We start from the raw sequence: 10,895 nt of genomic DNA on the forward strand, positions 1-10,895 counted from the left end.
GGCGCGTTCTGACCGGTCCGGCACGCCGGGCTGTGTGCTGGGCCGATGACGGGCGGCATCGGGGTGCTGGGGGTTGCTCAGCTGCCGCCCGTCGCGGCGAACCGGCCGGTCCATAGACAGGCCGCGGCATAACCGAAGAGCTCGCCCCGGGGTTCGCCGGTCTGCACCCGGGCGAGCGCGAAGCCGCCAAGGGTCGCGGCCAGCATCCTTGCCAGGTCGATAGCCGGGATCGGCAACGACTCGCCGGCCGCCGCGGCGTATCTGGTCAGCTCGTCGGCGAGCTCCTGCATCTGCGCGCCGTAGCGACGCTGCGAGTCCGCCTCGATGGCGCTGTCCCCGCGTGCCGTCAGCCGCAGCTCCATGGACAGGTCGAGGGCCGTCTTCGTGGTCGGCTGGTTCGTCATGTCGGCCCAGTGCAGGCCGAAGGCCTCGAGTGCCTGGATCATCGGCGTGCCCAGCGGGGCCGCGTCGGTCAACCGGGGAAGCCGATTTATCTCGTCGAATGCCTGGGTGAACAGCTGGCGCTTACCGCCGAAGATCGAGTAGATCGATCCCGTCGTGACGCCGGCCCTCTCGGCCACCGCCTCCACGGAGGTGGCCAGATAGCCGCGTTCCTTCGCGATCTCGCGTACCGCCTCGATCAGGGCGGCGCGCGTGGCGGCCTTGGCCGCGGACCTTGCCGGCCATCGGGTCGAATTCGAATCGCTCATTTGGCGGCACCCCTTGATTAGTTCCGTAACGCCACTATTATAACTTCATTATAGCCCACTACTGGAGGGTCCATGACGCGTCAGGTCACCCCCGAAGACCTGTTTCGCCTGCGGTTTCTACGCGGCGCCGACCTGTCGTCGGATGGCAGGCGTTCCGTCTATGCGTTAACCCGAGTGGATACGGAGACCAATACCGAACACGTCGACCTCCATTTGCTTGACGTGGCAAACGGCACATCGGCACGGCTCACTCACAGCGATTGCGTGAACACGGCGCCGGCCTTCTCGCCGGACGGCACACACATCGCTTTCATGTCCACCCGAGGCGGCACGCCGCAGCTGTGGTTGCTGCCGGTCGCCGGCGGCGAGGCCCGGCAGCTCACGAACCTCTCCCAGGGGGTGGGCAGCGGTGCGGTGTTCTCCCCGGACGGGAGCAAGATCGCTTTCACCGCCGGGCCGGCCGGCACGTCTCGGGACCCGAGCGCCCCGTATCGCGTGACCCGCACCGTATGGCGGCAAGACGGGATCGGCCTGGTCGATGACGCGCTTCAGGACATCTACGTTCTCGACCTCACCACGGACGCCGAACCCCAGCGGCTCACCTCGGACGGGTGGATGAACAGCGCTCCGAAGTGGACCCCGGACGGGCAGGCCATCGTGTTCGTCGCGGGACACAACCCGGATTCCACCAAGCCGGACTCCCGCCTGCACCGGGTCACCCTCGGCGGTGAGGTCAGCGATGTCACGGGCACTGATGCCGAGGTCATCGTCTTCACGCACACCGTGACCGCCGACGGCAAGGTCGTCTACCTGACCGGTTACGAGGCGCACACCAAGCCGGGCGTCCGCCCGTCGCTCTACATCGTCGATCCGGCCACCGGGCAGCGTGAGAAGCGGGGCGCCGACATCGCAGGTCACCTCGGCGGCCTGATGCAGACCGACAGCCCGTCCGCCGGCTTCGTCGCCGGCGTCGTCGGCGGCATCGTGCCGACCGAGGACGGTACGGCGGCGCTGCTGCAAGTGCAGGCTCGCGGCGCCGTGTCGCTCGTACGGATCCAGCTTTCCGGTCCCGAGCGACACCAGGTCATCGTGACCGGCGATCGGGTCTGCACCGCCGTCGGAGCGGCCGGCGGCAACGTGGTGTTCGCCGCCTTCGGCTTCACCGAGCCGGGCGACCTGTACGTCGCCGACGCCGACGGCCAGAACGAGCGGCGGCTCACCCGGACCAACCAGGCGCTGCTGTCCGAGCTCGCGCTGCCGACCGTTCATCGGCTGTCGTTCCGCAGCAAGGACGACGCGGAAGTGGAGGGCTGGTTCCTCTGCCCGGCCGACGCCCAGCTTCCGGTGCCCACCGTGTTGGCGATCCATGGCGGTCCGCACGCGGCCTGGGGTTACAACTTCGGATTCGACTCGCTCATGTTCAACGGAGCCGGGTTCGGCGTGCTGCAGGTGAACCACCGCGCCTCGACCGGTTACGGGGACGACTTCGCCACCGCGATCAACGGTGACTGGGGCAACCTCGACTACGCGGACCTGATGGCGGGTGTGGACCACGCCATCGAGCTGGGCCTGGCCGACGCGGACAGGCTCGGCGTGTGCGGGATCTCCGGTGGCGCCAACCTGACCGGCTGGGTCATCGGGCACACAGACCGGTTCAAGGCGGCCTGCCCGGAGAACCCGCTGTTCAACTGGATCAGCTTCTTCGGCACGAGCGACGTCGGCGCCTGGATGGGCGTCTCCGAACTCGGTGACACCCCGTTCGAGCTGCTCGAAACCTACGCACGCTGTTCGCCGATCACCTACGCCAAGAACTGCACGACGCCGACGTTGTTCCTGCAGCACGAGAACGACTACCGCTGCCCGGCCGAGCAGACCGAGCAGTTCTACACCGCGCTGCGGATCGCCGGCGTTCCGGCCGAGATGCTGCGCTTCCCCGGCTCCAGCCACGGTGGCTCCGTCATCGGCCCGATCGGGCACCGCCGAGCGCAGAACGACGCACTGCTCGACTGGATGAGCAGGTACGTGCTCGGCAAGGAGGCCGATGCCACCGAAACGGTCCCCCACATCGAGAGGAACAGCGCGTGAGCACATCCGTCCGTACCGTCTTCACCGGTGGCGACGTCTTCGACGGGACCGGTGCCGCGCCGAGTCCCGCCGACGTCGCCGTTCAGGATGGCCGGATCGTCGAGGTGGGTCAGGGGCTGGACGGTGACGTCGAGGTCAGCGTGGCCGGCCGGACACTGCTTCCGGGGTTCATCGACTGCCATGTGCATGTGACCCTGGAAACGATCGACCTGATGATCCTCATGCAACAGCCGTACGGGTACGGCCACTACATAGCCGCCGACAATCTGGCCAAACTGCTTTCGATCGGCATCACCACCGCCCGGGACGCGGGCGGCGCCGACCCGGCCGTGAAGCAGGCCGTCACCGACGGGCGGATTCCGGGTCCGCGGCTGCTGATCGCGATCCAGATGTTGAGCCAGACAGGCGGGCACAGCGACGGCTGGATGCCCTCGGGCCAGTGCATGGCCTCGCTCGGAACCGGAACCGTACCCGGTATTGGCAGCAGCGTGGTGGACGGCGTCGAGGAGATGCGGCGACGGGTGCGCGAGCTGGCGCGTGCGGGTGCGGACCAGATCAAGATCGCGACCTCCGGGGGCGTCCTGTCCCCTGGGGACGATCCCCGGCATTCCAAGCTGCTGCCGGAGGAGATCGAGGTGGCGGTGATCGAGGCGCGGGCGGCGGGAATTCCGGTGATGGCACACGCCCAGGGAACACAGGGCATCAAGAACGCGGTCGAAGCGGGTGTGCGGTCCATCGAGCACGGGATCTACCTCGATGAGGAAGCGGTCGACCTGATGCTCAAGCACGGCACGTATCTCGTGCCGACCCTGCTCGCGCCGCGCAGCGTCATCGAGGCCACCAGCAACGGAGTCGCGATCACCGACTCCTCGCGGCAGAAGGTGCACGAGGTCATCGCCCACCATCAGCGCTCCTTCAAGCTCGCGGTCGAGGCCGGCGTTCGGATCGCGATGGGCACCGACGGGGTCGGCTTCCCGCATGGCAGGAACCTTGAGGAGTTGGAGTTGATGGCCGCGGCCGGCATGCCCGCGGCAGACGTGCTGAAGGCGAGCACGAGCACGGCCGCGCGGCTTCTCGGGCTCGACGCGGAAGTCGGCACCATCGAGCCGGGCAAGCAGGCGGACCTGGTGGTGGTGGACGGAGACCCCCTCCAATTCGCCGACCTGACCCAGCGGATTCGCGCCGTGTACCAGCGAGGTGCACTCGTCGCGTCCCACGGCTGACGCCACGACGCGCGTTCGCCGCTGGACGATCGATTCCGACGTTCCGGCACGCAGACGCGGGAAGGGTCTCCATGATCCGGTCATGCTGACCGGGGCATGGAGACCCTTTTCACCGCGATCCACGTGAAGACCGGCTGATCGAGCCGGTCAACGCCCCTCGGGAACGCGCAGATGCCAGTCCGTGTCGCGTTGGAAGGCGTCGACGACCTTCAGCACCACGGCATCGCCGAACGGCCGGCCGGCGATCTGCAGCCCCAGCGGCAGGCCATCACTGTCGAATCCCGCGGGCATCGAAGCGGCGGGATTGCCGACGGCACTCCAGTACGGCGTGTAGGCCGATCTGATGCCGTGGGTCGGGTCCATCTCCGCGATGTACCGCAGCGAGACCCCGCCTGTGACCGCGGTCGGAGTGAGCACCACGTCCACCTCGGCGAACAACCTGGCCAAGGCCTTCTGCCCGAAGCGGCGGACCCGCTGCGCCTGCACATAGTCGGCGCCGGTGTACCGCGTTCCACAAGCGAGAGCAAGACGCGTGGTGGCGCCGTAGTCCCGCCACCGCCGTTGGAGGCCGGGCCGGTGGTAGGCGAACGCCTCGCAGAGCAGGACGACGGTGAGCGCGGTGGCGAGCTCGTCGTAGTACGGGAGCTCGATGTCGACGACGCGCGCGCCCCGGCCTCGTATCACCTCGATGCCGTCATGCAGGACCTCCGGCAGCGCCGGATCCTCTTGGTCACCTGCCACGCGGAAGAGCCGATCCACCCCGACGGTCAAGCCGGACAGGTCCCCATCGAGGTGGCGCGCATAGTCAGGTACGCGACGGCGGACGGAGCTCGGATCAGACGGGTGGTGGCCGGCGATGACCCCGAGCATCAGCGCGCAGTCACGCGCGGACCTCGCCATGGGTCCGACCGTGTCCAGGCTGTGCGCGAGCGGCACACAGCCGGACTTCGGCACGAGTCCATACGTCGGTTTCAGCCCGGTGACCGCGCAATAGGCCGCGGGAGCTCGAATGCTTCCCGCCGTGTCGGTACCGAGTGCCGCCGGCACGATCCCCGCGGCGATGGCGGAGGCCGACCCCGAGCTGGAGCCTCCCGTGTATCGCGCCAGGTTCCAGGGATTGCGCGGCACCGGCGCCCGCTCCTCGTCAGGCGGGCCGACGGCGAACTCCATCGTCGTCGTCGTGGCGAGCATGATCGCCCCCGCGTTCCGCAGCCGTTCGACGACCACGGCATCGGTCCCGTCCGGAGGCCAGTCGAGAATCTCGCTCCCGGCTGTCGTGTGCGCGTCGGCGAGCTTGAAGATGTCCTTGACGGCCACGGGGACACCGCCGAGCAGGCCGATGTCGAGGCCGGCGGTGTGCCGTTCATCGACGTCGGCCGCCGCGCGTTCTGCGTGTTCGGTCAGCCTGGACTTGAGCGCGTGAAGATCCGCGTCCACCCGATCCGCTCGTTCGAACGCCTCCCGGACGAGGTTCAGGCTGGTGACGTCACCAGCCTGAACGCCCTCGGCGAGCTCAGTGAGCGTGCGCGGCGACGCATCCGTCCCTCTACTCATCGGCGGTACTGAACGGGTCGGCTCGGAACACCGATCCGGAGACCTCGTCCGCGTCCGTCGCGATGGTGAACAGGACGTCTGCCGCCGCCCGGGCCTCCGGGTAGCCACGAGAGATGGCCGCGATTTCGTGGGCCGGCGGCCTCAGACCGGCGAGCCCGAGCAGGCAAGCAGCGACTCCTCCGACAGGGTGATCAGGAGCCACTGGTCAGGCGTTCGCCGGCGAGTTGCCTGCGCCGGATCTTGCCGAGGTCGTCGCGGGGCAGGACGTCGACGTACTCGAACGTCTTGGGGGTTTTGTAGTGGGCCATGCGGTCCCTGCAGTGCCGGCGGAGTTGTTCTTCGCTCGGTGGCCGCTCGGGGTCGGCGACGACGATGGCGTGCACGCGCCGGCCCCATGCTTCGTCGGGCAGACCGATGACGACGACGTCGAGGACTCCGGGATGTTCGCTGAGCGCCACCTCGACTTCGGCGGGGTAGACGTTCTGGCCGCCGGTGATGATCAAATCCACGCGGCGGTCCGCGATGAACAGGTATCCGTCTTCGTCGAGCCAGCCGAGGTCGCCGACGCATACCGCGCCGTCGCTGGTGGCCGTGGCCGGCTCTGCTCCCCAGTAGGCGTAGTTGTCGTCGGGGTTCTGTGTGAAGCCGGCCGGCGGGCGAAGCCAGCGGAGGTAGATGTTGCCGACCTCGCCGGGAGCCACCGGAGCACCTTCGTCGTCAAGGATGCGCACTTCCGTCAGTTCGCCGCCTCTGCCGACGCTGCCGGGGTGCGCGAGCCAGTCCTGACCCCAGATGAACGTGCCGCCGGCACTTTCCGATGAGCCGAACGCCTCCACTACCCGGTCGGGGCCCAGGAGTTCCAGCCAACGCCGCTTGACCCATTGGGGGCATACCGCGCCTGCGTGGTAGAGGGTTTTCACGCTGCTGAAATCCCGGGAGTCGAGATCGGGTACGCGAAGGAAGCGCTGCATCTGGGTGGGCACCATCACCATCCAGGTGACCCGATGGCGCTCGATCATCTCCATTGCCAGCCGCGCGTCGAATCGCTCCAGCAACACCACCGTGCAGTCGTGGAACAGATTCTGGTAGGTCTGCAGGAAAGGCATCGCGTGGTACATCGGGCTGGCCACCAGGGCCGTGCCGTGCGGTTCCCGTCCGAAGATGTCCCGCTCGCCGGGTTCGAGTGGTACGGCGACCATGGGCGTGGGGTTGACGAGGATCTTCGGTCGTCCAGAGGAACCACCGGTGGCCAGCGCCGTGCCGGGGCGGGGCACGACGACCGGCAGAGCGTCGGCGCTGTACTGCTCGGCGTTCATCAGTTCGGTCCGGCTGATTCCCGGCAGTGCCCACTCCTGGGTGTCTCCGACGACGAACAGTTCCCGTCCGGATTCCCTGGCCGCCGCCAAGGTCAGCTGACGCTCGTGTTCGGGCAGGGTGGAGTTCATCGTCAGTACGCACGCGCCCAGCTTCCAGGTGGCGAACGACGCGACCGCGTGCGCGATCCCATTGGGCAGGGCGACCAGTACAACACTGTCCGGGCCGACCCCTGCCCGCGCCAGCCTGCGTGCGGCCTGGTTGCTGCGCCGTTCAAGCTCACCGAAGCCGATCACGGTCTCTCCACCGGCCTGGTGCGCCACGATCAGCGCCGGCTTGTCAGGAGCCGACGCGGCCAGCATCGCCAACCTCTGCCCGTACGTCACAGCGGTGGCACCTTCGAGTGCGGTCGTTGTCGTCACACTTCCTCCGGGTCGATCGGGCGGCGCCATCGATCCTCCGCCTACGGTGCGGTAGCGTCGTTCTGGTAATAGCGTTATAGTACTGGCGTTACGAGATGGTCAATCCCAACGAAGTCGGGCGGATGGTGAGCCATGCGGGACGCGGTGATCGTGGAAGCGGTACGGACCCCGGTGGGACGTCGCAACGGTGTCTTGTCGGGGGTTCACCCGGCGGATCTCTCGGCGCACGTCCTGCGGGCCTTGGTTTCGCGCGCCGGCGTGGATCCCGCACACGTTGACGATGTGATCTGGGGCTGCGTCGGGCAGATCGGTGATCAGGCGTTCAACATCGCGCGAACCGCCGCCCTGTCGGCGGGCTGGCCGGAGGCGGTACCCGGGGTCACGGTCGACCGGCAGTGCGGCTCGTCACAGCAGGCGATCCACTTCGCCGCCGCAGGGGTCATCGCGGGTCATTATGACCTGGTGGTGGCCGGTGGCGTGGAGTCGATGTCGCGGGTGCCGATGGGTTCGTCCTTCGCCGGCGGGTTCCCCCTGGGTTCCGACTACCGCGCGCGGTACGGCGACACCATGCCGAACCAGGGCGAGGGTGCCGAGATCATGGCGGAGCGGTGGGGCCTGTCGCGTCAGCGGCTCGACGAGTTCTCGCTCGCGTCGCACGAGAAGGCGGCGGCGGCACAGGACGCCGGTCGGTTCGACGCCGAGATCGCGCCGGTGACGTTGCCGGACGGCACCGTGGTATCGGCCGATGAAGGCGTACGCCGAGGCGGCACGCTGGACGGACTGGCGAGGCTCAAGCCGGCGTTCCGGCCGGCTGGCCGGGTCACGGCGGGTAACTCCTCGCAGATCTCCGACGGGGCGGCGGCGGTGCTGGTGACGACGTCCGAGACGGCGGCCGCGCTGGGGCTGACGCCGCTGGTCCGGGTGCACACCGCGGTGCTCGCGGGCGACGCGCCGATGCCGATGTTGACCGCGCCCATCCCGGCGACGCTGAAGGCGCTGAAGAAGGCGGGGCTCTCGATCGGCGACATCGGCGCCTTCGAATGCAGCGAGGCCTTCGCGTGCCTGCCGCTGGCGTGGCTCGCCGAGACCGGGGCGGACGAGAAGGCGCTGAACGTCAACGGTGGCGCGATCGCGCTCGGCCACCCGCTCGGCGGATCGGGGGCACGGCTGGCGACGACGCTGATCCATCACATGCGGTCGGAGGGCGTGCGGTACGGCCTGCAGACGATGTGCGAAGGCGGCGGCCAGGCCAACACGACGATCTACGAACTGGTCTGACTCAGACCAGGCCCCCTGTATTTCAACATCGACTGGAAGCTGGAACTTATGACCAACCAGGTCAACGCCCGTGGTCGGGCAGGCGGAAGTGGGACGCGAGCATGAGCCAGATGCGCATCGCCGTGATCGGCGCCGGGATCATGGGCAGCGGCATCGCCCAGGCGACGGCCACCCACGGCTACCGCACTTACTGCTACGACCTGTCCGAAGAGCAGATCAAGGTCGCGCGGGAGCTCGTCGTGGACGGTCGCTACGGCCTGCGCCGGGCGGTGGAGCGGAACAAGATCTCCCCCGAGCGGGCGCGAGCCGCGCAGGAGCGGCTGTCCTTCGGCACCGATCTGGCTGAGGCGCTGGATTCGGCCGATCTGGTCGTCGAGTGCATTCCGGAAGACCTGGGTCTCAAGACGCGGATGTTCAGACGTCTGGATGAGATGGCTCCACCGGAGGCGATCCTGACGTCGAACACCTCGGGTCACCCGATCTGTGCGCTGGCGGGGGCGACGACGCGTCCGGAGAAGGTGATGGGGTGGCACTGGTCATCGCCGGCGCCGGTCATGCCGCTGGCAGAACTCGTCGTGACGCCGCAGACCAGCCAGGAAACGGTCGACGCGGTTGTTCAGGTCGCGGCCTCGTGCGGCAAGAACCCTGTCGTGGTCAAAGAGAACCCGTTCGTCTGGGGATTCGTCGGCAACCGTGTGCTGACGGCCATGGTGCGTGAGGCCCAGCGAGTGGTCGACGAAGGGCTGGCCACCAAAGACCAGGTCGACCAGATCGTCGTCGACGGCTTCAGATGGCCGGTCGGTCCCTTCGCCCTGGTGGACGGGTCCGCGAGCGGGTGGGGCGAGAACCGCTCATCGACCGCGCCCCCGAAAGACGCCCCTTGGAAGCGTGGCTGACGATTCGGAGTGTCCTGTGACCGATGTGATACGTGCCGCCGCACACGACGACGTGCCCGACATGATCGTCCTCCTCCACGAGGCTTTCGCCGTCGCCTCCGGCACCCGCGGCGATAAGGCCGATCTTCCTCTCCAGGGGCGTTACGTCCTCGAACGCGACGGCATCGTTTGCGCCACAGCGGTGGCCACTCCCCTCGGCCAGTACTTCGGCGGCCGGGAACTGAAGGCCACCGGCGTCCACAGTGTGGCCGTCGGCACCGACTACCGCGGTTCGGGCGCGGGCAGTCTGCTCATGGACGGCATGCTCAAAGAGATGTACGCCGACGGGGTAGCGGTCTCGACCCTTTTTCCCAGCGCGCCGGCGGCGTACCGGAAGGCCGGCTGGGAGATCGCCGGCGACCATCGCACCTACCGCGCGCCGCTCGAGGCGCTGCCGGTCACCAAGGGGTCCGAGGCCCTGGTCAGGACCTGGACCTACGACGACCTGCCGGCGATCGTCGACTGCTACAACCGATTCGCTGCGACGGAACAAGGGCTGTTGGCCCGGTCGCCGTACTGGTGGGACTTGCGACACCCAAAGGACGCCGACCGGACTTCCGTCTTTCGCCGGGCGGTGTGGGAGGACGGTCGGGTCACCGGCTATGTCGCGTACCGCAAGCAGTCAGCTGGTAAGGACCTGCCCCACTACTTCGATGTCGAGGTGAGTGAGGTCGTCTGGACCACCCCTACTGCATCGGCCGCACTGTTGACCCACTTCGCAAGGCACAAGGGCCTGGGACGCGACCTGCTGTGGTCGGGCCCGCCTCGGGACCCGTGGTTGAGCCTTCTGGGCGGCCTGGTCGCGCGCGTCGAGTTCTGCTACCCGTGGATGCTGCGCATCGTCGATGTGGCCGCGGCGCTGTCGGGCCGCGGGTACCCGACATGGGTCGACGCGGCTGTCTGCTTCGACCTTACCGACCCGAATCTGCGGGAGAACACCGGTCGCTGGCTGCTGAAGGTGTCCGACGGTAAGGCGACGGTCGAATTCGGAGTCGGCGATGACGATGTGCCGATCGTGACGCTGGGATCCTGTGAGCTGGCAGCTCTCTACTCGGGCTGGGCGAGCACCCGTGACCTGCTGCGCGCCGGGCGGCTCGCGATCAGCGCCCCGGAGGCGGTCGACGCGCTGGACCGGATCTTCACCGGCCCTCCCGCCTGGCTGCCGGAGATGTTCTAGCGGCAGGGGTGCGGAGCTGGGCATTGTCCTTGGCCTGCCGGTCCGGATCCGCGGCCTGCGGGTCATGGTGGGGGCGGATCTGCCGGACTGGTTCTGACTTCGACACTCGTAGAACCCGCGCCCTCCGTTTTCCGTCCCGAGCCCATAGAGATCGACCCATCACATAAGGCCCGCCCATGAGAGGAAGCGACATGCGT

General features: G+C 68.1%; 8 protein-coding genes. 5 read left to right on the forward strand and 3 right to left on the reverse strand.

The window, feature by feature from the left end; all coding sequences use genetic code 11:
* Positions 1–77: 77 nt before the first annotated feature.
* A complete protein-coding gene (locus AWQ68_RS38340) occupies positions 78–710 on the reverse strand; it encodes a TetR/AcrR family transcriptional regulator (protein WP_066951046.1) in 633 nt (210 codons plus the stop codon).
* A 312-nt stretch (positions 711–1,022) separates the two neighbouring features.
* On the opposite strand from AWQ68_RS38340, the gene AWQ68_RS44530 reads away from it, so the two are divergent.
* Both AWQ68_RS44530 and AWQ68_RS38350 read left to right on the forward strand, forming a co-directional pair.
* Complete coding sequence (locus AWQ68_RS44530) at positions 1,023–2,795, forward strand: S9 family peptidase (RefSeq protein WP_218007225.1); 1,773 nt, start codon at positions 1,023–1,025, stop codon at positions 2,793–2,795.
* On the forward strand, positions 2,792–4,018 hold the full coding sequence (locus tag AWQ68_RS38350) for a metal-dependent hydrolase family protein (RefSeq protein WP_066951050.1): 1,227 nt from the start codon (positions 2,792–2,794) through the stop codon (positions 4,016–4,018). Before AWQ68_RS44530 ends, AWQ68_RS38350 begins: the two co-directional genes overlap by 4 nt.
* A 147-nt stretch (positions 4,019–4,165) precedes the next feature.
* Here AWQ68_RS38350 and AWQ68_RS38355 read toward each other — a convergent pair whose 3' ends face one another.
* Together AWQ68_RS38355 and AWQ68_RS38365 are read right to left on the reverse strand one after the other, a co-directional pair.
* The gene (locus AWQ68_RS38355; protein WP_066951052.1) at positions 4,166–5,572 is read right to left on the reverse strand and encodes an amidase; all 1,407 of its coding nucleotides are present in this window, start codon (positions 5,570–5,572) and stop codon (positions 4,166–4,168) included.
* Between the two features lie 191 nt (positions 5,573–5,763).
* Entirely contained in the window at positions 5,764–7,308 is a 1,545-nt protein-coding gene (locus AWQ68_RS38365; protein WP_169809068.1) for a class I adenylate-forming enzyme family protein, read from the reverse strand.
* 132 nt (positions 7,309–7,440) lie between these two features.
* On the opposite strand from AWQ68_RS38365, the gene AWQ68_RS38370 reads away from it, so the two are divergent.
* The 3 genes from AWQ68_RS38370 to AWQ68_RS38380 all read left to right on the forward strand — a co-directional run bounded on the left by AWQ68_RS38370 (position 7,441) and on the right by AWQ68_RS38380 (position 10,698).
* Entirely contained in the window at positions 7,441–8,586 is a 1,146-nt protein-coding gene (locus tag AWQ68_RS38370; protein WP_066951061.1) for a thiolase family protein, read from the forward strand.
* Between the two features lie 110 nt (positions 8,587–8,696).
* A complete protein-coding gene (locus tag AWQ68_RS38375) occupies positions 8,697–9,482 on the forward strand; it encodes a 3-hydroxyacyl-CoA dehydrogenase family protein (protein ID WP_218007226.1) in 786 nt (261 codons plus the stop codon).
* 16 nt (positions 9,483–9,498) lie between these two features.
* A complete protein-coding gene (locus tag AWQ68_RS38380) occupies positions 9,499–10,698 on the forward strand; it encodes a GNAT family N-acetyltransferase (RefSeq protein ID WP_066951064.1) in 1,200 nt (399 codons plus the stop codon).
* Positions 10,699–10,895 lie beyond the last annotated feature (197 nt).

The sequence above is a fragment of the Microtetraspora fusca genome (assembly GCF_001570365.1).
In the GTDB taxonomy this organism is placed as follows: domain Bacteria; phylum Actinomycetota; class Actinomycetes; order Streptosporangiales; family Streptosporangiaceae; genus Microtetraspora; species Microtetraspora fusca.